This is a genomic window from Streptomyces sp. NPDC051218 (assembly GCF_044455475.1).
Classification (GTDB): domain Bacteria; phylum Actinomycetota; class Actinomycetes; order Streptomycetales; family Streptomycetaceae; genus Streptomyces.
Window position 1 is genome coordinate 89496 of sequence record NZ_JBITEU010000005.1, and the last position, 21872, is coordinate 111367.

The window sequence follows — 21872 nt, forward strand, 5'->3', positions numbered from 1 at the left end:
CTTGCTGTTCAGATAAGGGAGTTGAGGGCGGTAAGGGTGAGTGCGCGCCCCCAATGTTCGGTGATGGGTTCGTTGAAGATGAAGCCCGAACCCGGAGCTTCGAGCTCGGTGGCACGCCAGTCTGCGCAGGTGGTAGCCGGCGGGCGTTCGAAGTGCTGGACCGCGCCGTCGGGCAGGGTCACGGCCAGGCGGATCGCGCCGCCGGGGCTGATGGTTGTGTTGGTCTTGCTGCCCGTTGACAGGGCTTCCTGAGTGAGTGAGTCGCCGAGGATCACTGAACGCTCCTTTTAGGTATTGGCCTATTTAGGATCAGGTGAGTGCTGCGAAGCCATCGCAGGTGGTGCAGGTGTCGCCCGTGATGGGGTTGGTGCCGTCGGTACATGCGGGGCAGGGCAGGCATCGTCCGGTGCCGTGGCAGGTGTCGCATTCGCGAGTGTGCGCGCACGGCCCGTGTATGTAGGTGACGGCGCCGCTTCCTTCGCAGTCGTCGCACTCGGGGGCGACGCTGTCGGTCACGGTGACAGCTTCGGCGGGCGTGAAGAGGGTCAGCATGGAGGGCTCCTCGGGTCCTGGGCGTGGCGGGTGATCGGGCGGGCTCGGCGGGCGTATCTACCAGTCGCCGCAGGCGGCGCACCCTTGTCCTGAATCGCCCTGATCCGCTTCTCCTTGGCGGCCAGCTGGGCCCTCTGGCTCGCCGAGTGCTTCTCGATGGTGGTCATTGCTGTGATTCCTCGCGGGGGTTGTCGGTGTTGGCGTTCCCCCTTCACCGATTGAGTTAATTCTACTATCCATGATGGGGCTGTCCAGTCCCGGAACGTGATCTCCGGTACACACAACTCGCCTGCGGTGAAACCTGCCTGGGGCTCCACGAGCCACCTGCCTCGTTCACCTACGGGGCGAACAACCCCTCCTGCGCAGGTTCCGTCCGCGCCGGCGCATCACCTTCGAAGTGTGTAGCGGTCATCAGAGGTCGCCGTTCCATTCAAGTTGCCGCTGCAGATGGACCGCGTACAGGCCCAGCGCCTGGCGGAACCAGGCGCCGGTGAGCTGCGGCTGCTCGCCGCGGCCGTGCGCTTGGCGGTCGGCGACGGGACGGGCGGACTCCCACGCCGTGTATTGGGCGGGAGAGAGAACAGGTGCGCGGCGACCCGCATAGCGGTCGTCGAGCTCGTCGGTCATCACGCGCAGGCGGGCGAGGTCGTCGGGGTGTTCGGAGAGCAGCTGACGGATTGTGTCGGGGGCGTGGTCGCTCACGGTTGGGTCCTCGTCTTTCTCGTACAGGAGATGTGAGAGTCAGCGGCTGGTCTGCTTCTCGCCGGGATGGAGGATGACGAGAGCGGCGAGGGCGCGGCCGGGCCGGGTGTGGGGGCGCTCCTCGTAGAGCCGTCCCACGATGAAGTCCCGTTCCAGGTGGCGCTCGAGGTGGCGGAGCCAGCCTGCGGCCACGGATCCGGCGCTGTACTCGGCCATGTGGGCGTGGTAGTCGGGGACCTTCACGCCGCGCCAAGTCAGGGTCACGGCCGGAATGCCTTCCAGCAGGGTGGGCTGGGCGCGCCAGCCCGGGCGGTCCTTTTCCGGTGAGTGGGACCAGATGCGGCGCTGGTGCAGGGCGCTTCGGACGTCGCTGAGCAGCGTTTCGGTGCTCACGTTCACGGACTTGCTCCTTGCGGAATGCGGGTGTCAGAACAGTTCTTCTTGCCCGTCGGCGTCGCCCGGCCGCTCACGGGCCTCCCGGCGTGGGCCGGAGTCGGGGACAGGGTCACCGAAGAGAGCAGCGGTGCCGAACCGGTCAGGTGTGGCAGCAATCCGTGCGGGCCCTGCCGGTACAGGAAGCTGGTTGGGGGCCGCTTCGTCGAAGTCGGCACGGCCCATGCCCATCCAGTCCGTGCCGACCTCGGTGCTCACTTCGTCGTCTCGGTGGCCGGGGCCGACAGCGTGTCCGGCTGCTGCGTGCCGTTTGCTTCGAGGACGGCGTCCGCCCAGTCGAGAACGAGCGCGGTACCGGCCCGGCCTGCAGCCTCTCCCGGCCGGTGTCCTTCCTCGAGGGCCTTCAAGTAGCGGCCCGCGGTGACCTCCAGGGCATTGGAGGACGTGAAAGCCTGCATGAGGCGGTCGATGTTCACGCCGTGCGTGTGGTTGAGGGCTCTGGCGGCGAAGGCGACGATCATGCCGACGTCGTGGCCGAGCTGCTCGGCCTGGGCAGGGGTGAGGGGCATGGTGTAGCGCATGACGGAGCTGTCTCCTGTGAGGTAGGTGAAGTGAAGGAAGGGCCAGCCGCTGGACGGTGCGTCCGGCCTTTGGCGCTGGGGTGCGCGGGCGGGGTCTGCCCGCGCACCCCAGGGCTGCGGCGTTCAGGCCGCGACGGGCTCGCGCTCCGTCTTGTCCGCCTGCTCGGTGCTGCTGTCGGCTTCGGCCGCGGGGTTGACCGTGACCAGCGACTTGGCCTCGGCGTGTGCCTTGGCCTGCTTGAGCTGGAAGCGGGCCTTCGTTAGCGAGTCAGCGACCCGGTCGAGCTGCTCCAGGCGTGCCCCGACCTGCGTTTCGAGGATCTCGGCGAGCTTTAGCGGCTCGGTGCGGGCGATCTCGTCCAGCAGCCCGCGCACCTGCTCGATCTTGTCGAGCGTGCTGCGGGTCTTCTTCTGCGCGGTGGCGCGCTCGGTGCGCTGCTCCTCGGTCATCTCCTCGACGACCATGAGGACGGCCTGGTCCTGCTGCTGCTTCATCGCGTAGGCGAAGTGCACGATCTCGTTGTCCGAGGCGAACTCGCCGCGCACGAACTTGCTCAGGACGGAGCCCTGGTTGGCGAGGTTGAGCGCGGCGATCTGCACAGCGGCCTGCGTGCCGATCTTCCCGTCCTGTACGAGCTGCTGGACCTCGATGCGCAGGTCCAGCAGGGCGAGGCGCAGCTTCACGTAGGTGGTGGTCTTGGCGAAGTCGGCCGCTACGGACTCGATGGTCGCGTCCTCCTCCTCGTCGAGGATCCGCTGGTAGCCGTGGGCTTCCTCGAACGGGGTCATGTCCTCGCGGGTGACGTTCTCGCTCATGGACCGCTTGAACCGCTGGAGTTCGTTCTTCTCCGAGGTGATGGTGACGCGGATCTTGGTGCGGCCGAGGATCTGGTGGGCGCGCCAGCGGCGCTCACCGGCGACGATCTCGTAGCCGCCCTTGTCGTTGTCGGGGCGGACCTCGATGGCCTGCATGAGGCCGTAGTTGTCGATGGACTTGGCCAGCTCGTTCAGCGCGTCCTGGTCGAAGTGCTCGCGCGGCTGGCGCGGGTTGCGGTGGACCTGGGACATCTTGAGGACGCGCTGCATGTCGGGCTCCAAGTGGTGCTGGTGAGGTTTCTTTCTCCCTCACCTCTTGAGTTAATTGTACTATGGATGGAGGGGGTGTCCACTCCCGGAATCCCCCGCCAACGTGACCTCGACCACGCTCCTCTATGCGGGTGTTGACGTGCGAAGACGCCGGTGGGCGCCGAGATGTTCTCGGCGCCCACCGGCGTCACCTGTCTACTGGTCGTCCACTCGCTCGCGCCACGCACGTACCCGTACAGGCGCACCCGCCTCCGGGGTCGAGAAGCAACCGCTGCGGATCGGGCATCTCCCACACACCCGCGCCGCGTCGCGGCCATCCTCCGGCACTTGGGCCTCCGTGCTGTGCGCGCTTGTTACGCACCGTGCCGCCGACCAAGCCACCGGACCCGTCGGCGCAGTGGATCCCTTCCCGCCCCCGGCCAGCGCCACCATCCGCTCCGCATCACGTCCCCGGCCTGCGCCCACGCGGGCCGGCTCCCGGACCAGCGCCAGGATCCGCTCAGCGTCGATCACTCCCGCCCCCTAGCCCCGGCACAACATGGACAGGCCGCCGCTCTTCATCCGCGGTGCAGCTGCTCGCGCTCGCTGCACCGCCGCCATCCCCCGCAGCCTCAAGAGGGCTGCCGCAGCATCCGATCACCGTCTCAGTGCCCCATTCCCGCCCCGCCGTCCACGGGGATGACCGCGCCCGTCACGTAGGAGCCGTCCTCAATGAGGAAGCGCACCGCGCGCGCGATCTCCTGTGGCTGCCCCAGACGGCCGAGTGGGATCTGCCCGAGCAGGCCCTTGATGCGCTCCTCGGGCAGAGCGGCGGCCATGTCGGTCGCGGTCAGCCCCGGCGCGACGACGTTGGCCGTGATGTTCCGCGAGCCGTACTCACGGGCGACCGACCGGGCAAGCCCGATCAACCCCGCCTTGGACGCCGCGTAGTTGGTCTGCCCGGCCTCGCCGTGCATCGCGGTTGCCGACGAAATGAACACCATGCGGCCGCTCTTGGCGCGCAGCATGCCCGGAAGGGCGCGCTTGGCCACCCGGTAGGCAGCGGTCAGGTTCGCGTCCAGAACCGCGGTGAAGTCGTCCTCGCTCATACGGGCCAGGAGCCCGTCGCGGGTGATGCCCGCATTGGAGACGAGAGCGGTGATGGGGCCGTGCTCCGCCTCGGCCTGCTTGAACGCGGCGTCGACCTGTCCGGCGTCCGTCACGTCGCAGCGAACGGCGAGGAAACGGCCCCCGCAGTGCTCTTGGCCCGGCTGATAGGAGTCCGCGGGCGGCTCCCCGGAGCGATAGGTGACAGTCACGTTGAAGCCGGCCTCGGCAAGCTCCTGGGCTATGGCGTACCCAATGCCTCGGTTGCCGCCGGTGATGAAAACGCTCATGTCTGGACACCTCTCGGATCGTCGATGATGAGGCGTCCGCTCACGGCGGCCTGACGAGGTGGGGGAGGCGCAGCGTGGCGGACTGCTGCCGTAAGGGGATGGCCCTGGGCAGCGGTGCCACACCTTGCCCCGTTTCGGTGCTGTTAGGCCGGTTGTGGCGGTGTCGGTAGCAGCAGTACCGACACTGCGGGTGCGGGTTACTGCCCGCCCTGTGAGTGGTTATGCCCGAAAAGATCCCTGCATAGGTGGTGTGACGGTTAGTCACCCCCAAGTCAGACAAAGGTATAAACTGCGTTAAGGTCTCCTGATACTTTTACTTTTCTTTACTCAGGGGAGTCTTGCCTTTTATGTGCAACCTGCCGCCGATCACTCGGATGCTCAGGACCTGGCGCGAAGAGCGCGACCCGCACGCCGTGCCCGGATTCACCGCCCGCTACGGCTCCCGCCACCGCAAGGGCCTCACGCAAAGAGGCCTGGCAGAGCTGACCGGCGTAACCGAAGGCTGGTACGGCAGGCTGGAGCGCGGCGTACTCGACCACGTCGGTGACGAGTTCCTGGAGAGGATCGTTCGCGTCCTCGGCCTGGACAGTGCGCAACGCGCACACCTGTGGCTGGAGGCCAACGGCAGCGAGCCGCCGCCGCTCCCACGCGCGGACGCCAGCACCATCGACCCTGTAGGCGCGGCCATAGTCCACAGCCAGAAGTACCCCGCCTACACCTTCGACCACTGCTGGGACGTACGTGTCTTCAACGAGGCCGCGGCCCGCGACTACCCGTGGATGATGCACGGCATCAACGTCATGATCTGGGCGCTCACCTTCCCCGAAGCGCGCCTGCAGCTCATCGACTGGGAGGAGACCTGGGCCAAGCCCATGGCCTCACAGCTGCGCCTGGCCCACAAGGCACACCCGGACGACGTACGCCTCAACGGGGTCTGCGATCACATCAGGCAGGCCGATCCGGTCGCCCGCAGAATCCTCGACGACGACGTCACCACGGTCGCCCACCCTGATGGAGACAGGCGGCGCCTCTACCTGCCGCACCAGCATGAGGAGACCGAGGTCGAGTTCGTGGCGCTGGCCCGACTGCGCGACAACACCCGACTCATGATCGTTGCACCGGGCGACATCGCTTAGATGCGGTGTCCCATGACGTCGATGCCGTGGATTGGTCCTCCACCCAGCAGACGCCAACTGCTCATGGTGATGCCGCGGGGGACGAGTGACGCCCCGGCGGGCCGGGGAGAAGGCCCGTCACCCGCCCGCGACGGGTGCGCCGACAATGCAGGGTGTCACCCCTTGACGTTTAGGGGTGCTAAGCGGCCAGCAAGGGGGAGAGGCTGGCCGGGCCTCGGTGCACTCAGGCTTCAAGCGCGGACCGCCTTCTCTGGGCAGCCCGCCCTGAATACCAACTGGCAGACAAGCCGGGGCGGATAGTGCGGTGTTGTTCAGGCGGCCGGCTGTCGCCAGTCGATCAGAACCCGCTTCTCCGGAGCCTGGCTACCCTCGACCCGCCCGACCCGCACATGCTCGACCTCCAGCAGCACCAGCCCCCGCCTTGACGCGAACGGGGCCGCACGCCACCAGGCCACCAGGTCGTGCACGTCACCGATCGGCAGATCGGTCATCTGCTCCAGGTACTTCAACCGCAGCTTGGAGAGCCGCAGGTCTTCCTGGCTGGCCTTCTGTGCGGCGATGAAGGCGGCCTTCACCATCAGCCCCCGCCCGTACAGATCGCCGATCCCGGCGAACCGTTCGTCAGCACCCGCGATGTGCCCCTTCAAGCGGGTGATCTCCGCTTCGATGTCACACTCCAACTTCTCAAGCCGCTGACGCGCCTCCGGCTTCAGCAGCTCGGCCAGGACGTGCTCGGCCACGAAGTCTTCGAGCTTCTCGGCGTTGATGCGGGTCTTGCCGCAGCCGTCACACTTGTAGGACGGCGGAGCCTCGGCATGAACGCGACTGCCGATCATGCCCTCCGTGCACTCGTCACACACGGCGCACCCGCCCGACATCAGATAGTCGTGGGCGTCACGCGGCTTGCCGCGCTTCTCGCTGCGTTCCGTGAACAACTCCTGCAGGCGCAGGAAGACATCCGGTTCCAGGACCCGCTCATCCCAGCCGTCGATCGGCTCACCGTTCTCGTCCAGGCCCGCGAGCCGCGGATTGGTCAGCAGCCGGTGCAAAACTTCGCGGCGAAACTCGTTGCCCCGCGGGGTCAGCATCCCCTTGCTGGTCAGCCACCGCGTTGCCTCGGCTTCCGGAGTGCCACCGAACAGCAGCGTGACGGCCTGCCGCAGCAACGGTGCCTCCTGCTGATGCACCACCCCTGCACGCACGTAGCCCGACAACCGTCCCACGCAGCTGACTCCGATCAATCATTCGCATCTGCGACCGCTTCGCGTCGACATCACGTTAGGGGCCGCTTAGACCTGACATAGGCCAATGTATATCGGGGGCCAGGGTGAACACGCATAAGATCCGGAAAACTGGCCAGCGCCAAGGCGATACTTGCAGGCCAGCGCCCACCCGCCGCTGCAAGGTGTGGCACGGCTCACAGCAACCTGTACGGGTCATCCTCCATCTTCAACAATTACGTGCCCGTCGAAATGGGCACGAAGAAGGGCCCGGACGTCCGCAAGGCGCCAAATATCCGCGCTGCATAGGTGGCTACACATCCGAAGCGATCCCCAGGGCCTTCCACAGGCTCGCCGTCGACACCTTCTGCGTCTGCCCCAACGGAATCGTCTGCGCCGGGAAGGCCCCACTCTTGATCAACTCATACGCCTTGTCCGAGCCGATCCCCAGCGCCCGAGCCGCCGTCACCACACTCACCGCAGCGGGCAGAGACCTCACTTCCTCCACCGACATCCCGCCACGACGCCCCTCAGAACGAGCACGCTGTGCGGTCATCACAGATGAGGACAAAAGTGGTCACATCCCTCTTCCCCGCGCCATCTGACCGGAATCATACGGCGCCCAAGGAAGCGCCCCTTTCGCTACAGCATGATCAGGACACGTAAGGACGATCCAGCCCAAACCAGGGGGCCCCGCGTGTTCAACGGCAGCACCTACCGCCGATGCAAGTGCACCGAGCCAAAACTCGACGAGCAAGGCCAACCGGTCCTCGCCGCGAACGGCACACCCAAAGCCCGAGAACTCGGCTCAGCGTGCCCGCAGTTGAAAAAGCGCGACCACGGCTCCTGGTACTACTACCTCAACCTCCCCGACGGCCCAGGCGGCGAACGCCGCCGACCCCGCAAAGGTGGTTTCCCCACCTCCAAGAAGGCCCAGGAAGCAGCACAGAAACTCTGGGACGAAGCAACTGACGGCATCGACGTCGACTCCAAGGAGACCGTCGCCGCCTATCTCAACCGCTGGCTCGACAAGCGCGTTGACCTCAAGCGCGGCACCCGCGAGGACTACCGCATCACCATCGACCACGCCTTCATACCCGCACTCGGCCACCTCACCATGCGCGAACTACGCGAACGCCACATCCAGGACATGTTCAAGGAAATCTGGGCGTCCAACACGGTCAAGAAGGCCAACCGGATCGCAGCCCAGCAGGCCAAAGCCGAATGCGACGACGCCTACCGAGCATGGAAGCAAGCCCCAGCGCCCCGCCCCCGCCACCTCCGCCAACGCTGGGACACAGCCAAAACCGCCCTCAAAGAAGCCCGCACCAAACCCCGCCAGGACACCGGCCCCGCCACACAGAAGAAGTACAAGAACACCCTTGCCTCAGCCCTCGGCGACGCGGTCACCGAAAAGCTGATCACCGAGAACTGGGCGAAGAACGTCACCCTCCCCAAGTACCAACGCCCCGAAGCCCTCGTCTGGACAGACGAACGCATCGCCCGCTGGAAACTCACCGGCGAAAAGCCCAGCCCCGTCATGGTGTGGACCCCCGACCAGACCGGCGAATTCCTCGACGCCGCAGCCGACCACCCCATGTACATCATGTGGCACCTCATGGTCTTCCGCGCCCCACGCCGCGGCGAAGCGACAGGCCTGCCCTGGACCGAAGTCGACATGACCCACGGCACCGCCAGGATTGTCGAGCAGCTGTCCACCAACACCGCCTACGAGGTATGGGAAGACACCCCCAAGAGCCGCGCAGGCAAACGCAGCCTCACCCTCGACCACGCCACCTTCGCCCTACTCAAAGCCTGGCGCGACGTACAGAAAGCCCAAAAAGCCGAGTGGGAACAAAAACACCGCGACAACCCCGCCAAGTACGGCCCCTACATCAACTCCGGCAAGGTCTTCACCCAAGCCGACGGAAGCCCCTGGCACCCCAACAACGTCTCCCAAGCCTTCGAACGATTCATCAAACGCCTCGCCCTGCCACCCATCCGACTCCACGACCTACGCCACTGCGCCGCATCCCTCAGCCTCGCCGCCGGCCTGTCCATGAAGGCCATCCAGGCCCTACTCGGCCACAGCAGCTACCAGCTCACCGCCGACACCTACACCTCACTGATGCCGCAGTTCGAACAGGCGGCAGCCAACGCACCCGTCGACCTCGTGCCGCGCCGCAACGCAGTTGAGCAGCCCACCCCAGAGGAGCCCTTCGCCGCAGCCACAGAGATGGATGAGGAACCTGCTGCTACCGCAGAGGCAGAGATGGAGCAGACGGCGCCCGAAGCCAAGGAGCCTGATCAGCGCGGTGAAGACAGCCCTCATCTTCGCCTTGTCTTGCCTGCTGTGGCCCCAGCTGAGGCATCGGACGCCGCCTGACGTGCTGTCCCCCGCTTGTCCCCCGAGCCACGAAATAGCTCCCATGGAGATCATCCTGAGGGAGCTATTCGATGCTCCGTTGCTGGTCAGGGAGGTGAGCGCGGACCGTACAGCGGTCCAGAGCTTGTCCGGACAACAGAACTTCAGAACTTCCCGTCATCATTCCTTGCGACTACGCTCGCCACGTGCCCAAATCAGCCGCCAAACCAGCCGTGGACCCGACCGTCTCGCTCCAGCTCGGCGTCGACCGCAGCAGCCCGGTGCCGCTGTACTTCCAGCTGTCCCAGCAGCTGGAGGCGGCGATCGAGCGTGGTGCCCTGACGCCGGGCACCCTGCTCGGCAATGAGATCGAGCTCGCCGGCCGTCTCGGGCTCTCCCGGCCGACCGTCCGCCAGGCCATCCAGTCGCTCGTCGACAAGGGGCTGCTCGTGCGCCGCAGAGGCGTCGGCACCCAGGTCGTGCACAGCCAGGTCAAGCGCCCCCTCGAACTCAGCAGCCTCTACGACGACCTGGAGGCCGCGGGCCAGCGCCCCGAGACCCGCGTCCTGCGCAACGCCGTCGAACCCGCGTCCGCCGAGACCGCGGCCGCGCTCGGTATCGCGGAGGGCGACGAGGTCCACGTGGTGGAGCGGCTCCGCCTGGCCCACGGCGAGCCCATGGCCTACCTCCGCAATCACATCCCGTCCGGGCTGCTCGCCCTCGACACCGCACGCCTGGAGGCCACCGGCCTCTACCGCCTGATGCGCGGTGCGAGCATCACCCTGCACAGCGCGCGCCAGTCCGTGGGCGCCCGCGCCGCCACCGCCGATGAGGGCGAGCGGCTCGGCGAACCCGCAGGGGCCCCGCTGCTCACGATGCAGCGCACGACCTTCGACGACACGGGCCGCGCGGTCGAGTTCGGCTCGCACATCTACCGGGCGTCGCGCTACTCCTTCGAGTTCCAGCTCCTCGTACGGCCGTAGGTCTCGACGTTCCAACTCGCTCACAGTCGTCAGAATGTTCTGACAAAGCCATTGACGCTGCCGCGGGCCCGCCGCTAGAACTCCCCCAGCCGCATTCGGGCGGCCGGGAGAAGAGGTGGTCCCACCATGCGCAGTCCCACCATGCGTACAGCGCGCACGGCAGCAGCTCTCGTAGCGGTGATCGCGCTCGCGGCCGGCTGCAGCAGCTCCGGCGGCAAGGACGACGAGGACAAGTCGGGTGACGGCGGGGGAGGCGGCAAGGGCGTCAGCACGCCCCGCCTCAAGATCGCGATGGTCACGCACTCCGGTGAGGGCGACACCTTCTGGGACATCGTCCAGAGCGGTGCCAAGCAGGCGGCCCGCAAGGACAACGTCGAGTTCCTCTACTCCAACGACAAAGAGGCCAAGGGTCAGGCGGAGCTCGTCCAGTCGGCGATCGACAAGCAGGTCGACGGCATCGTCGTGACCCTGGCCAAGCCCGAGGCGATGAAGGCGGTGCTCGGCAAGGCGGAAGCCGCGGGGATACCGGTCGTCACGATCAACTCCGGCGGCGAGTTCTCCGCCGACTTCGGCGCCCTGAGCCACATCGGCCAGGACGAGTCCGTGGCGGGCGAGGCCGTCGGTGACGAGCTCGGCAAGCGGGGCAAGAAGAAGGTGCTCTGCGTCATCCACGAGCAGGGCAACGTCTCGCTGGAGCAGCGCTGCGCGGGCGTCAAGAAGACCTTCAAGGGCTCGGTCGAGAACCTCAACGTCGAGGGCACCAACGCGCCGAACGCCCAGTCGTCCATCAGCGCGAAACTCCAGGCCACCAAGGACATCGACGCGGTGGTCACGCTCGGCGCGCCCATCGCCGCCCTTTCGGTGAAGGCCAAGGAAGACGCCGGAGACGCGGCCAGCAAGGCCGAGGTCGCGACCTTCGACCTGAACGCCGAGGTCGTCAAGCGCCTCAAGGCCAAGGAGGTCGGCTTCGCCGTCGACCAGCAGCCCTATCTCCAGGGCTACCTCGCCATCGACGAGCTGTGGCTCTACAAGACCAACGCGAACGTACTCGGCGGCGGCAAGCCCGTCCTCACCGGACCCGCCGTCGTCACCGAGAAGGACGTCCCGAAGCTGGAGAAGTACACCGCCCGCGGTACCCGATGAACGCATGCGTGATCCGCGTGGTCGATACTTGGGCGGCTGGGGCCGGGGATCCGGACCGGCCTCACCGAGGAGCAGAGCTAGAAGGGCACGGCGTCGTGGCAAGGGTTAAGACAGGGGTACGTGCGGTGGGCGCCGTGCTGGTCGCGGCGCTCGGGGTGTCCCTCGCGGGGTGCAGCAGCACCGGCGGCAAGCGCGCCGAGGACGCACGCAAGGCGGCGACGGCACACGGCAAGGCCGCGGTGAGCACGCCGAGGTGGACGTTCGGCATGGTGACCCACTCGGGTGACGGTGACACGTTCTGGGACATCGTCCAGGAGGGCGCCGAAGAGGCGGCCCGCAAGGACAACATCAAGTTCCTGTACTCCCACAACGCGGAGGCCCAGCAGCAGGCCCAGCTCGTGGACTCGTACATCGACAAGGACGTCGACGGCATCATCGTCAGCCTCGCCAAGCCGGCCGCGATGAAGGGCGCCCTGGCCCGCGCCAAGAAGGCCGGTATCCCGGTGATCACCGTGAACTCCGGCTCAGCGGAGTCCAAGGAGTTCGGCGCGCTCACCCACATCGGCCAGGACGAGACGATCGCGGGCGAGGCCGTCGGCGAGGAGCTCAACAAGCGCGGCAAGAAGAAGGCGCTCTGCATCCTGCACGAGCAGGGCAACGTCGGGCACGAGCAGCGCTGCGAAGGTGCCAAGAAGACCTTCGACGGCAAGATGCAGAACCTGTACGTGACCGGCACGAACATGCCCGACGTGCAGTCCTCCATCGAGGCCAGGCTCCAGTCCGACAAGTCCGTCGACTCCGTCGTCACGCTCGGCGCGCCCTTCGCGGACACCGCGGTGAAGGCCGCCGACAGCGCGGGCAGCAAGGCCGAGGTCGACACCTTCGACCTGAACGAGAAGGTCGCGGCCGGCCTGAAGGACGGCACGCTCGGCTTCGCCGTCGACCAGCAGCCCTACCTCCAGGGCTACGAGGCCGTGGACCTGCTCTGGCTCTACCTGTACAACGCCGATGTGCTCGGCGGTGGCAGGCCGGTCCTGACCGGTCCCGAGATCGTCACCAAGGACCAGGCCGCCGAGCTGGAGGAATACGCGAAGCGAGGAACGCGATGACAGCGACCGCACCCGCACCGGCGCCGTCGCCGGACACCAAGACGGACGAGCGCCTCCTCAAGGCCTCGCCGCTGAAGAAGCTCATGGGCAGGCCCGAGCTCGGCTCCGTCGTCGGCGCCATCGCCGTCTTCATCTTCTTCGCGGTCGCCGCGGACAGCTTCCTGCAGGCCACCAGCCTCGCCACGGTGCTCTACGCGGCGTCGACCCTCGGCATCATGGCGGTGCCGGTGGCGCTCCTGATGATCGGCGGCGAGTTCGACCTGTCGGCGGGCGTCATGGTGACGTCCTCCGCGCTGATCTCCTCGATGTTCAGCTATCAGATGACGGCGAACGTCTGGGTAGGCGTGTTCGTCTCGCTCCTGGTGACGCTCGCGATCGGTGTCTTCAACGGCGTGATGCTGACGCGCACCGACCCGCCGAGCTTCATCATCACGCTCGGTACGTTCCTGATGCTGACCGGCATGAACCTCGGCTTCACCAAGCTGATCAGCGGCACGGTCTCCACGAAGTCGATCGCCGACATGGAGGGCTTCACCTCCGCCAAGGACGTCTTCGCGTCGACGATCACCATCGGCGGCGTCGACTTCAAGATCACGATTCTCTGGTGGCTCGGCCTGATCGCGGTCGCCACCTGGATCCTGCTCCGCACCCGCGTCGGCAACTGGATCTTCGCGGTCGGCGGCGGCGAGGACGCGGCCCGCGCGGTCGGCGTCCCGGTCGCGGCGACCAAGATCGGCCTCTACATGGGCGTCGCCTTCGGCGCCTGGATCTCGGGCCAGCACCTGCTCTTCTCGTACGACGTGGTGCAGTCCGGCGAGGGCGTCGGCAACGAACTGATCTACATCATCGCGGCCGTCATCGGCGGCTGTCTGATCACCGGCGGATACGGCTCGGCGGTCGGCGCGGCCGTGGGCGCCCTCATCTTCGGCATGGTCAGCAAGGGCATCGTGTTCGCCGAGTGGAACCCGGACTGGTTCAAGTTCTTCCTCGGAGTGATGCTGCTCCTGGCGACCCTGCTCAACCACTGGGTCCGCAAGCGCGCGGAGGCGACGAAGTGACCACCGACACGACCGAAGTCACCGACGCGGTGCCGGAGCCGGGCCGCGCCCCGCTCGTCGAGCTCGACGACGTCAGTAAGTACTACGGCAACATCCGCGCCCTCGAAGGCGTGTCCCTGGAGGTCCACGCGGGCGAGATCTCCTGCGTGCTCGGCGACAACGGCGCGGGCAAGTCGACCCTCATCAAGATCATCGCGGGTCTGCACCAGCACGACGCCGGAATCTTCCGGATCGAGGGCGAGGACGCGAAGCTCAGCACACCGCGCGACGCGCTGAACCACGGCATCGCCACGGTCTACCAGGACCTCGCCGTGGTCCCGCTGATGCCGGTCTGGCGCAACTTCTTCCTCGGCTCCGAGCCGACGAAGGGCGTGGGCCCCTTCAAGCGCCTCGACGTCGACCTCATGCGCGAGACGACCCGCGCGGAGCTGCTGCGCATGGGTATCGACCTGCGCGACGTCGACCAGCCCATCGGCACCCTGTCGGGCGGCGAGCGCCAGTGCGTGGCGATCGCGCGCGCGGTCTACTTCGGGGCCAAGGTCCTGGTGCTCGACGAGCCGACGGCGGCGCTCGGCGTCAAGCAGTCGGGCGTCGTCCTGAAGTACGTCGCCGCGGCGCGGGACGCGGGCCTCGGAGTGGTCCTGATCACCCACAACCCGCACCACGCGTACCTGGTCGGTAACCGCTTCATCCTCCTGAAGCGCGGCACGATGTTCGGCAGCTACGGGCGTGACGAGGTCACCCTGGACGAACTCACCCGCCAGATGGCAGGCGGCTCCGAATTGGACGACCTCCGTCACGAGCTGGAGGGTGGGGGCACCCCGTAACCGGTCGCGCCCTGAAGGGGCGCGGGGAACTGCGCGCTCAGCGACAGCGAACCCGCAGGTGAGAGACGGACAGGCGGCAGCTACGCCGAGCCATGGGACACCGGTGAGCCACAGCGGCAGCGGAATGGCAGAATCGCCGCAATGAGCACCTACCGCGATCTCGCGCACCGCGGCTCCGCCCGAGCCACCGTCCTGCGGACCGTGGGCACGCGTGAGCGCCGATCACATCTGACGGCGCCCCGCGTGCCCACCGTCGGCATCGACATCGGCGGCACGAAGGTGATGGCGGGCGTCGTCGACGCCGACGGCAACATCCTGGAGACCCTCCGCACGGAGACCCCGGACAAGTCCAAGAGCCCCAGGGTCGTCGAGGACACCATCATCGAGCTGGTCCTCGACCTCTCCGACCGGCACGACGTGCACGCGGTGGGCATCGGCGCGGCGGGCTGGGTCGACGCGGACCGCAACCGCGTCCTGTTCGCCCCGCACCTGTCCTGGCGCAACGAACCCCTGCGTGACCGTCTCTCGGGCCGCCTCGCGGTCCCGGTGCTCGTCGACAACGACGCGAACACGGCCGCGTGGGCGGAGTGGCGCTTCGGCGCGGCTCGCGGCGAGGACCACCTGGTCATGATCACGCTCGGTACCGGCATCGGCGGCGCGATTTTGGAGGACGGCCAGGTCAAGCGCGGCAAGTTCGGCGTCGCCGGCGAATTCGGGCACATGCAGGTCGTCCCCGGCGGTCACCGCTGCCCGTGCGGCAACCGCGGCTGCTGGGAGCAGTACAGCTCCGGCAACGCGCTGGTCAGGGAGGCCCGCGAGCTCGCCGCGGCCGACTCCCCGGTCGCGTACGGGATCATCGAGCGGGTCAAGGGCAACATCCCCGACATCACGGGCCCCCTGATCACCGAGCTGGCCCGCGACGGCGACGCGATGTGCGTGGAGCTGCTCCAGGACATCGGCCAGTGGCTCGGCGTCGGCATCGCGAACCTCGCGGCGGCCCTCGACCCGTCCTGTTTCGTGATCGGCGGCGGCGTATCGGCCGCCGACGACCTCCTGATCGGCCCGGCCCGCGACGCGTTCCGCCGCCAGCTGACGGGGCGCGGCTACCGCCCGGAGGCCCGTATCGCCCGCGCCCAGCTGGGCCCCGAGGCGGGCATGGTGGGCGCCGCCGACCTGGCGCGTCTGGTGGCCCGGCGCTTCCGGAGGGCGAACCGCCGCCGCGTGGAGCGCTACGAACGCTACGAGCGGTTCGCGGAGGCGCGCCGTACCAACGACCGTACTTCTCAGGGAACTCAGTAAGCAGATGACCGTCCCCCGCCAGCCTTCGTCCCCGGACTCCCCGGACTCCCCGGACTCCCCGGGCTCTCCGGGCTCCTCGGGCTCCCCGGAATCCGCCGACGGAGGCGGCGGTCCTCGCGAGGACCGCCGCCACATGATCCGCCGCCGCTGGCTGACGGCCACGATCATCGTGCTCCTGATCGGCGTACCGGCCGGCTATCTGGTGATTTCCGCGAACCAGAGCCGCAACAGCGGCCGCGACAAGGAGGCCAAGTACTCCGCGACCGGCCTCACCGCGGGCTGGCCGTCCAGGGTGCAGCGCCGCCTCTACGACGTACCGATCCCCCCGTACTCCAGGGAGGTCGCCTACTACGAGACGAACAACTGGCGCACCAGCCGCCTGTACGCCCAGTTCCTGACGAGCAACAAGGGCCTGGACAAGTTCCTCAAGCGGATCGGCACGAGCACCGGTGAGCTGAAGAAGAACGACATCACGATCAGCAAGCGCGACCGCAAGGTGGTCGGCTGGGAGTTCACCGACCCGGGCCCGTGGCTGGGCCTCACCCATGTGAAGAAGGACCCGGCACCGACCCTCGACGTGGTGGTGAACCGCGCCAACTCGGAGCACCCGATGGTCTATGTAGTGTCTACGACAACCCCGTAACTGGCGTGTTTCATCGGTGAGTTGCCCGATGGGCGGCTCGTACGATGACGCCCATGATCTCCAGAGAGACGTCCGAAGAGGCATCTGAAGAGGCATCCGAAGAGGAGTACGACAGACGCCGGCACGCGCAGTGGTGCGCGGGGGAGGCGCGGGCGGACGGGGTGGCACGCAGGGACATGCTGCGGCTGCTGGCGGCGGCGGGGGCCGCGGCGACGCTGCCGCCTGTGCTGGGAGCGCCCCGGGCGCAGGCGGCAGGTGGCGCCGTCGCAGCAGGGATCGTGAAACCGCTCCCCGCCGACCGCTTCACGATCCGCGGCACGAACGCGGAAACGAAGTTCGAGGCGCTGGCGCAGACAGGCTTCCACACCCCCGCATCGCACTTCTTCGTGCGCAACCACACCGCGACGCCACGCCTGGACGCGAAGACGTGGAGCCTGAAGATCTGGGGCGACGGCCTACGGGGCGCCGGAACCAGGGAGTTCACGCTCGCGGACCTCAAACGCCTCCCGTCGACGACCCGCACCGCCTTCGTCGAATGCGCGGGCAACGGCAGAAGCTTCTTCACGACCCAGCAGGGCGGCGAGGTCTCGGGCACGGCCTGGACCCTGGGAGCGATCGGCAACGCGCGCTGGCGCGGTGTACGCCTGTCCGAAGTCCTGCGCAGGGCAGGCGTATCGCGCCACGCGGTGGACGTGCTGCCCAGCGGCCTCGACGCTGAGTACGTCACGGACGACGGCACGAACCTGGGCAGGGTCCGGCGCCCGCTGCCGCTCTCCAAGGCCATGGACGACGTGATCCTGGCGTACGAGATGAACGGCGCCCCGCTCCCCGCGGACCACGGCTACCCGGTGAGGGTCCTGGTCCCGGCGTGGGTGGGCATAGCGTCGATCAAATGGGTGGGCGACATCGAGGTCTCGTCGACGCCTCTCTACTCGCCCTGGAACACGCGGTTCTACCGCCTGTTCGGCGATCAGTACCCCCCGGAGGGCAGCGCCCCGCTGACCCGGCAGACCCTGAAGTCCGCCTTCGAACTCCCCTGGAACGCAAGCCTCCCGGCGGCCACGACCCACCACCTCACCGGCCGCTCATGGTCGGCGGCGGGCGCGATCACCCGCGTGGACATCAGCGCGGACGAGGGCAGGACCTGGCACAGGGCCCACCTCAAGGACACTCCCCACCGCGCCACTTGGACCCGCTGGACCACCCCCTGGCGCCCCAACACCCCGGGCCCGACAACACTCCTGGCCCGCGCCACGGACACGACGAACCACACCCAGCCGGAGACGACGGCACACAACACCCAGGGCTATCTGTTCGACGCGGTGGTGCGGCATGCGGTGAGGGTGGTGTGAAGCCGTCGCGCCCCGGACGGCCAGGGAGTTCCGCGATCAGCCGAGGCTCGACCACCGCTCGTACGCCGCCGCCCCCACTCCCAGGTCCTCCCAAGCCATCCCCGCGGACTTGAACAGCCGGGGCCGACCCTCGGTGATCTCCACCTCGCCGCGCACCAACTCGCCGAGTGTCCGCAGCCGTTCCGGGTCGAAGGCGCCCGCGGCCACCGCGAGTGCGATGTCGCCGCACTCCCGCAGCGCCACCTCGTGCGACTCGGCCACCACCAGGCCGCGTCGCAAAAGCTCCTCGTCCACCTCGCGCGCGTCCGGTTCGTGCGAGCCCACCGCCGCGACCGTCGCGTGGGCCGGGAGCAGTGCGCTGTCGAACAGCGGCTCGCGGGCCGTCGTGCAGCAGCAGACGATATCGGCTCTCGCGACGTCCGCCGCAGTCGCGGGCGCCGCGGACAGGCCCGTATCGCGGCAGCGGTCGACGAAGGCCGCCACCCGCTCGGGATTGCGCGCCACCACGTCCACGTGAGCGAGCGTCGGGCGTACCGCGCGGACCGCTTCCACGTGCCCCCAGGCCTGAGGGCCGGTCCCGAAGACCAGCAGGCGGTGGGCGTCCGGGATCGCCAGATGCCTGATCGCGGCGCCCGACACCGCGGGGGTCCGCAGGGACGTCAGCGCGATGCCGTCCAGCAGGGCCAGCGGTGTGTGGGTCGTTCCGTCCAGGAGGAGGTACACGCCCTGGATGCGGGGGAGGTCGCGGGCCGCGTTCCCCGGGGTGACCGTGGCGATCTTCACCCCCGTGTACGACGTCGTGGAGGACGGCATCAGGAGGAGCTGGCCGCCGGGCACGCCCACCACGCCCCGCGGCGACTCCGCCTCCGGGTCCAGGCCCGCCTTGAGTACGGCTTCCACCGCATCGACGGCCGTTGACATCGGGACGAGCCGGGCGATCGCGTCGGCGTCGATGTAGGGCGGGGCCTCGCTCATGTCAGGTCCTTTCGGGGCTTGGGCCGCGGTTCAGCGGGGGGCGATCCGGCTGCGGACCAGGAAGCGGCCCACCGACTCGTCGCCGGACGGCTGCAGGGCGACGGCGACGGGTCCCGCGAAGGTATATCCGTGTTCGGCCGCGTGACGACACACGTGCCCCACCAGATGGCGCGACACCTCGTCGGTGTGCGCGGTGAGCCGGCGGTGACTCTCGGACGGCAACTCGACGACGAACGCATTGGGCACCAGGACGCGCTGCCGGTCGAGGATCAAGGCATTGTCGTCGCACTCCCGTTGGAGTATGGCCACCACCTCACCGGGCCGCCGTGGCGACGGAATCACGCGCGCCCACAGGGCGGAGGTCCAGCGTTCCATGGTCTGTTCGACGGTGCTGAGGAGTCCCATCGAAGTCGCCTGCCCCACAGCGGCTTCGGCACGCTCACCCATACGAGTAAGCAGTTGTTTGCAAGTCGCGTGAAACGGGGTACTCCGGCGGCGCACGATTTCCACCAGAGCGGTGGAGCCCGTATCAGGGACACATCGACAGGAACATCCGGCGGAGGCTGTTGTGTACCAAGAGGAACCCGACGAGGAGCGCCGTACAGGCCGGATCAGGGGAGCGATGCGACGAGTCGGTGAAGCCTATGCCCCGGAGCACCAGCACCAGGACCGGCTCAAAGGGCATCTCGCGGCCGTAGTCGCGTTTGGCGCGTACACCGCCGCTTGGGGGACGGTGGCCGCTCGGCGAAAGAGCAAGGCCCCGGACAGCTTCGCGCCCTGGGACGTCCTGCTGACGGGAGCGGCCGTGTTCCGGCTGAGCCGGCTGCTCAGCAAGGGGTCCGTCACGAGCCCGCTCCGGGCTCCCTTCACCCGTTACGAGTCCGCCGCGGGCCCCGCCGAAGTCAGCGAGAGCCCGCGGGGCGGGGCCGTCACGTCGACCGTGGGAGAGCTGGTCACCTGTCCGTTCTGCCTGAGCGTCTGGCTGACGACCACCTTCACCGGCGCTCGCCTGGTGTGGCCGCACGCCACGCGCACCGTGACGGGGGCCCTGACCTCTCTGGCGCTCGCCGACACCTTGCAGTTGGGATACGACGGTTGGCAGCAGAAAGCCGCGGAGTAGCCAGATCTCTCCCGAGCGGTGGCTCGCCCGGCGAGGGGGGAGTCTTGATCTGAACCGCGCCGCTCGGTCCTGCCATCCTGCCCCGCGGCTTCCTTACGGGGCCTATGCTTCGACCCAGGTGTGGAGGGTGTCGCTGGTGTACTGGACTTCTTCCATCAGGCGGGTGGCCTCGATGACCAGGACGCCGTAGGGGCGGGTGGCGTCGGCCAACGGCAGCCCTTGGGCCTCGGCTTCGTCGGCGACCTCGCGGCGCCGTGTCTGGGCGTCACCGGCCAGTCCGGCCAAGCGTTGGGACTGCTGGGACAAGGTCGTCTCGTCCAGGGTGCTCAACGCCAGGGCGAACTCCGAGACCGCCTCCAGGAAGGCCGCGTACCGGTCGAGGAAATGGCGGTACAGGTAGTCGTTCTCCGCCTCCTGCCACTGGTCGAGACTCCGCGTCAACGAGGCCAGTTGGTGCAGGGTCCGCTCCAGAGCGTTCAGCACCGTGTCGTACCCCTGGAAGGTGAGGTGTCCCCGATGGCGGCGCAGCAACCGTCGGGGGTTGTACTGAACGCTCTCCTTCGCGGTGGCCACGCCGGCCCTGGCCTGAGCGATCAAGTCGTCGGTCTGGGCGGCCTGTTCGCGCCACCGCGCGATGGTGTCCGCCTCGGGCGCACCCTCACGCAGGGCAGGGGGCATGTCGGCGCACAGGTCGTAGAGCGCGCGGGCGAGGATCTGGACGCTGTACTCGGCGCTGCGGTAGCGCATGGGTGGGGCGATCGTGACGTTGACCGCGGTGCCGATGGCACAGCCGATGAGGACCAGCAGCACGATCTCTCCCAGCTGCGTGATCCGGGTCGCGTTGTCGCCGGCGCTGCTGTAGGTGGAGAACGCGAAGAACGCCGCGGTGGCCACCTGCGGCCCCTGCACCCCCAGCACGTGCGACCGCCCGATGGACAACGCGATCACCGCCACCAGTACGAAGGTCAGGAGATCCGGGCCCGCGAGGAAACCGAGCGCGGCCTGAACGGCCACTCCCGCCGCGACCGCACCGGCGTAGCGCAGGGACTGCGTCACCGACTGATAGACCGTGACGTACATGATCGTCACAGCGGAGAACGGGGCGAACGCGGGTGACGGCGCGTCGAGGGCGTAGTAGGAGACCATCCAGGCGAGCGTGGCCGCCAGGGTGCTCTTGCCTGTCAGGAGCAGTATGTGGCGTTCGGAGCCGTCGTAGTGAAGGGCCCGCCCCCACCACTGCCGCACCCGTGCGAGCCACTCCGTCCGCTCCGTCCGCGCCTGGGCATCCGCCGCCATGCCGCAACCACTCTCTTTCTGGATCAACTGCCGGTGCGCGAGAGGCGCCTGGCCCCGGGAACGCCGGACATGTGGGTAACCCGCGCCCCTCACGTGTAAACCCACTGCTCCGCAACCACCACGCCAAACTCGGAGGTGCAGCGGGCCGCAGGCAGGGCGGTTACTGCGGTCACCGTGTTGGTCGCCCGTTCATGCAGTTCGCGCCATCGATCGGGTACACGTGGGAAATGCACACTCACAGCCATACAGTCCTGGCCGCCTCCGGCGGCGCTTCACTGCTCCTCATCCTCGTCGGCGTGGTCGTGGTCGTCGGCCTCCTCGCCATGTTCATCGCCGGACGGCGCCGCGCCGCCCGGCGCAGCCGAAGCGGCCCGCCCACGCACGGAGCCAACCCCACCGGCGGCGAGGCCCAGCGCGGCACCGGCTGGCAGACCCCCGATGACGACCCCGACCAGGGGAACCCGCACCGCTGACCAGCGGCCAACGTCACTTCGCGCGGCTCTTCCGCGTAGACGCCGGATACCGGGGCACAGAGGGATGTGTTGCGGGGGCGGCAGAAGTCACTGGGGAGTGTCGGGCCGCCCCCGCCACTTCCACCTCCGACCCTGTCTGCACCCTGCCTGTGGGAGAGGCGGCGTGCGGGGCCGTGCGTATGC

Annotated in this window: 25 protein-coding genes; 12 read left to right on the top strand and 13 right to left on the bottom strand. The window is 68.1% G+C overall.

Annotated elements, in window-relative coordinates; genetic code table 11:
• Nucleotides 1-8: 8 nt before the first annotated feature.
• The 8 genes from ACIBCK_RS16745 to fabG all read right to left on the bottom strand — a co-directional run bounded on the left by ACIBCK_RS16745 (nucleotide 9) and on the right by fabG (nucleotide 4690).
• The gene (locus tag ACIBCK_RS16745; protein WP_399390854.1) at nucleotides 9-275 is read right to left on the bottom strand and encodes a hypothetical protein; all 267 of its coding nucleotides are present in this window, start codon (nucleotides 273-275) and stop codon (nucleotides 9-11) included.
• Between the two features lie 34 nt (nucleotides 276-309).
• On the bottom strand, nucleotides 310-552 hold the full coding sequence (locus tag ACIBCK_RS16750; protein ID WP_399390856.1) for a hypothetical protein: 243 nt from the start codon (nucleotides 550-552) through the stop codon (nucleotides 310-312).
• Between the two features lie 411 nt (nucleotides 553-963).
• On the bottom strand, nucleotides 964-1254 hold the full coding sequence (locus tag ACIBCK_RS16755) for a hypothetical protein (protein WP_399390858.1): 291 nt from the start codon (nucleotides 1252-1254) through the stop codon (nucleotides 964-966).
• A gap of 39 nt (nucleotides 1255-1293) precedes the next feature.
• Nucleotides 1294-1653, bottom strand: a complete 360-nt coding sequence (locus tag ACIBCK_RS16760; RefSeq protein WP_399390860.1) for a hypothetical protein — start codon at nucleotides 1651-1653, stop codon at nucleotides 1294-1296.
• Between the two features lie 27 nt (nucleotides 1654-1680).
• Complete coding sequence (locus ACIBCK_RS16765) at nucleotides 1681-1905, bottom strand: hypothetical protein (RefSeq protein WP_399390862.1); 225 nt, start codon at nucleotides 1903-1905, stop codon at nucleotides 1681-1683.
• Nucleotides 1902-2228: a hypothetical protein gene (locus ACIBCK_RS16770; RefSeq protein WP_399390864.1), complete on the bottom strand. Its 327-nt coding sequence runs from the start codon at nucleotides 2226-2228 to the stop codon at nucleotides 1902-1904. The genes ACIBCK_RS16765 and ACIBCK_RS16770 overlap by 4 nt, the downstream gene beginning before the upstream one ends.
• A 123-nt stretch (nucleotides 2229-2351) precedes the next feature.
• Nucleotides 2352-3314, bottom strand: coding sequence for a ParB/RepB/Spo0J family partition protein (locus ACIBCK_RS16775; protein WP_399390866.1), 963 nt, complete (start codon nucleotides 3312-3314; stop codon nucleotides 2352-2354).
• 644 nt (nucleotides 3315-3958) lie between these two features.
• Nucleotides 3959-4690 (bottom strand): 3-oxoacyl-ACP reductase FabG, encoded by a 732-nt coding sequence (gene fabG, locus ACIBCK_RS16780; protein WP_399390868.1) that lies wholly within the window; start codon nucleotides 4688-4690, stop codon nucleotides 3959-3961.
• A gap of 347 nt (nucleotides 4691-5037) precedes the next feature.
• On the opposite strand from fabG, the gene ACIBCK_RS16785 reads away from it, so the two are divergent.
• Nucleotides 5038-5826 (top strand): helix-turn-helix domain-containing protein, encoded by a 789-nt coding sequence (locus ACIBCK_RS16785; protein ID WP_399390870.1) that lies wholly within the window; start codon nucleotides 5038-5040, stop codon nucleotides 5824-5826.
• Between the two features lie 311 nt (nucleotides 5827-6137).
• On the opposite strand, the gene ACIBCK_RS16790 is transcribed toward ACIBCK_RS16785, so the two are convergent.
• On the bottom strand, nucleotides 6138-7040 hold the full coding sequence (locus ACIBCK_RS16790; RefSeq protein ID WP_399390872.1) for a recombinase family protein: 903 nt from the start codon (nucleotides 7038-7040) through the stop codon (nucleotides 6138-6140).
• Nucleotides 7041-7359: 319 nt separating this feature from the next.
• The gene (locus tag ACIBCK_RS16795; RefSeq protein WP_399390873.1) at nucleotides 7360-7545 is read right to left on the bottom strand and encodes a DNA-binding protein; all 186 of its coding nucleotides are present in this window, start codon (nucleotides 7543-7545) and stop codon (nucleotides 7360-7362) included.
• A 198-nt stretch (nucleotides 7546-7743) separates the two neighbouring features.
• On the opposite strand from ACIBCK_RS16795, the gene ACIBCK_RS16800 reads away from it, so the two are divergent.
• From ACIBCK_RS16800 to ACIBCK_RS16840, 9 genes are all read left to right on the top strand, one after another.
• Complete coding sequence (locus ACIBCK_RS16800) at nucleotides 7744-9432, top strand: tyrosine-type recombinase/integrase (protein ID WP_399390874.1); 1689 nt, start codon at nucleotides 7744-7746, stop codon at nucleotides 9430-9432.
• A gap of 212 nt (nucleotides 9433-9644) precedes the next feature.
• A complete protein-coding gene (locus ACIBCK_RS16805) occupies nucleotides 9645-10394 on the top strand; it encodes a GntR family transcriptional regulator (protein WP_399391504.1) in 750 nt (249 codons plus the stop codon).
• 141 nt (nucleotides 10395-10535) lie between these two features.
• Nucleotides 10536-11537 carry a sugar ABC transporter substrate-binding protein gene (locus ACIBCK_RS16810; RefSeq protein WP_399391506.1) on the top strand — a complete coding sequence of 334 codons (1002 nt, stop codon included), beginning with the start codon at nucleotides 10536-10538 and terminating at the stop codon, nucleotides 11535-11537.
• A gap of 125 nt (nucleotides 11538-11662) precedes the next feature.
• A complete protein-coding gene (locus ACIBCK_RS16815) occupies nucleotides 11663-12646 on the top strand; it encodes a sugar ABC transporter substrate-binding protein (RefSeq protein ID WP_399390875.1) in 984 nt (327 codons plus the stop codon).
• Nucleotides 12643-13704 (top strand): ABC transporter permease, encoded by a 1062-nt coding sequence (locus ACIBCK_RS16820; protein WP_399390877.1) that lies wholly within the window; start codon nucleotides 12643-12645, stop codon nucleotides 13702-13704. The genes ACIBCK_RS16815 and ACIBCK_RS16820 overlap by 4 nt, the downstream gene beginning before the upstream one ends.
• Nucleotides 13701-14531 carry an ATP-binding cassette domain-containing protein gene (locus ACIBCK_RS16825; RefSeq protein ID WP_399390878.1) on the top strand — a complete coding sequence of 277 codons (831 nt, stop codon included), beginning with the start codon at nucleotides 13701-13703 and terminating at the stop codon, nucleotides 14529-14531. Before ACIBCK_RS16820 ends, ACIBCK_RS16825 begins: the two co-directional genes overlap by 4 nt.
• A gap of 141 nt (nucleotides 14532-14672) precedes the next feature.
• A complete protein-coding gene (locus tag ACIBCK_RS16830) occupies nucleotides 14673-15830 on the top strand; it encodes an ROK family glucokinase (protein WP_399390880.1) in 1158 nt (385 codons plus the stop codon).
• 4 nt (nucleotides 15831-15834) lie between these two features.
• Entirely contained in the window at nucleotides 15835-16473 is a 639-nt protein-coding gene (locus tag ACIBCK_RS16835; RefSeq protein WP_399390882.1) for a sugar kinase, read from the top strand.
• Between the two features lie 53 nt (nucleotides 16474-16526).
• Nucleotides 16527-17825, top strand: coding sequence for a sulfite oxidase (locus ACIBCK_RS16840; protein ID WP_399390883.1), 1299 nt, complete (start codon nucleotides 16527-16529; stop codon nucleotides 17823-17825).
• A 36-nt stretch (nucleotides 17826-17861) separates the two neighbouring features.
• Here ACIBCK_RS16840 and ACIBCK_RS16845 read toward each other — a convergent pair whose 3' ends face one another.
• Nucleotides 17862-18800, bottom strand: a complete 939-nt coding sequence (locus ACIBCK_RS16845) for an ornithine cyclodeaminase family protein (protein WP_399390885.1) — start codon at nucleotides 18798-18800, stop codon at nucleotides 17862-17864.
• A gap of 30 nt (nucleotides 18801-18830) precedes the next feature.
• Nucleotides 18831-19205, bottom strand: a complete 375-nt coding sequence (locus tag ACIBCK_RS16850; RefSeq protein ID WP_399390887.1) for a DUF3662 domain-containing protein — start codon at nucleotides 19203-19205, stop codon at nucleotides 18831-18833.
• Between the two features lie 217 nt (nucleotides 19206-19422).
• Between ACIBCK_RS16850 and ACIBCK_RS16855 the strand changes: the two genes are divergently transcribed.
• The gene (locus tag ACIBCK_RS16855; RefSeq protein ID WP_399390889.1) at nucleotides 19423-19920 is read left to right on the top strand and encodes a DUF1360 domain-containing protein; all 498 of its coding nucleotides are present in this window, start codon (nucleotides 19423-19425) and stop codon (nucleotides 19918-19920) included.
• A 102-nt stretch (nucleotides 19921-20022) separates the two neighbouring features.
• Here ACIBCK_RS16855 and ACIBCK_RS16860 read toward each other — a convergent pair whose 3' ends face one another.
• Nucleotides 20023-21216, bottom strand: coding sequence for an aromatic acid exporter family protein (locus tag ACIBCK_RS16860; protein WP_399390891.1), 1194 nt, complete (start codon nucleotides 21214-21216; stop codon nucleotides 20023-20025).
• Nucleotides 21217-21443: 227 nt separating this feature from the next.
• Between ACIBCK_RS16860 and ACIBCK_RS16865 the strand changes: the two genes are divergently transcribed.
• Nucleotides 21444-21689, top strand: coding sequence for a DUF6479 family protein (locus ACIBCK_RS16865; protein ID WP_399390893.1), 246 nt, complete (start codon nucleotides 21444-21446; stop codon nucleotides 21687-21689).
• The last annotated feature ends 183 nt before the right edge of the window (nucleotides 21690-21872 follow it).

Excerpts from the sequence above, each read along its gene's own strand:
- ACIBCK_RS16750 (WP_399390856.1), bottom strand. The coding sequence starts at position 552 with ATGCTGACCCTCTTCACGCCCGCCGAAGCTGTCACCGTGACCGACAGC.
- ACIBCK_RS16770 (WP_399390864.1), bottom strand. The coding sequence starts at position 2,228 with ATGCGCTACACCATGCCCCTCACCCCTGCCCAGGCCGAGCAGCTCGGC.
- ACIBCK_RS16775 (WP_399390866.1), bottom strand. The coding sequence starts at position 3,314 with ATGCAGCGCGTCCTCAAGATGTCCCAGGTCCACCGCAACCCGCGCCAG.
- fabG (WP_399390868.1), bottom strand. The coding sequence starts at position 4,690 with ATGAGCGTTTTCATCACCGGCGGCAACCGAGGCATTGGGTACGCCATA.
- ACIBCK_RS16785 (WP_399390870.1), top strand. The coding sequence starts at position 5,038 with ATGTGCAACCTGCCGCCGATCACTCGGATGCTCAGGACCTGGCGCGAA.
- ACIBCK_RS16810 (WP_399391506.1), top strand. The coding sequence starts at position 10,536 with ATGCGTACAGCGCGCACGGCAGCAGCTCTCGTAGCGGTGATCGCGCTC.
- ACIBCK_RS16820 (WP_399390877.1), top strand. The coding sequence starts at position 12,643 with ATGACAGCGACCGCACCCGCACCGGCGCCGTCGCCGGACACCAAGACG.
- ACIBCK_RS16830 (WP_399390880.1), top strand. The coding sequence starts at position 14,673 with ATGAGCACCTACCGCGATCTCGCGCACCGCGGCTCCGCCCGAGCCACC.
- ACIBCK_RS16835 (WP_399390882.1), top strand. The coding sequence starts at position 15,835 with ATGACCGTCCCCCGCCAGCCTTCGTCCCCGGACTCCCCGGACTCCCCG.
- ACIBCK_RS16840 (WP_399390883.1), top strand. The coding sequence starts at position 16,527 with ATGATCTCCAGAGAGACGTCCGAAGAGGCATCTGAAGAGGCATCCGAA.
- ACIBCK_RS16845 (WP_399390885.1), bottom strand. The coding sequence starts at position 18,800 with ATGAGCGAGGCCCCGCCCTACATCGACGCCGACGCGATCGCCCGGCTC.
- ACIBCK_RS16850 (WP_399390887.1), bottom strand. The coding sequence starts at position 19,205 with ATGGGACTCCTCAGCACCGTCGAACAGACCATGGAACGCTGGACCTCC.
- ACIBCK_RS16855 (WP_399390889.1), top strand. The coding sequence starts at position 19,423 with ATGCGACGAGTCGGTGAAGCCTATGCCCCGGAGCACCAGCACCAGGAC.
- ACIBCK_RS16860 (WP_399390891.1), bottom strand. The coding sequence starts at position 21,216 with ATGGCGGCGGATGCCCAGGCGCGGACGGAGCGGACGGAGTGGCTCGCA.
- ACIBCK_RS16865 (WP_399390893.1), top strand. The coding sequence starts at position 21,444 with ATGCACACTCACAGCCATACAGTCCTGGCCGCCTCCGGCGGCGCTTCA.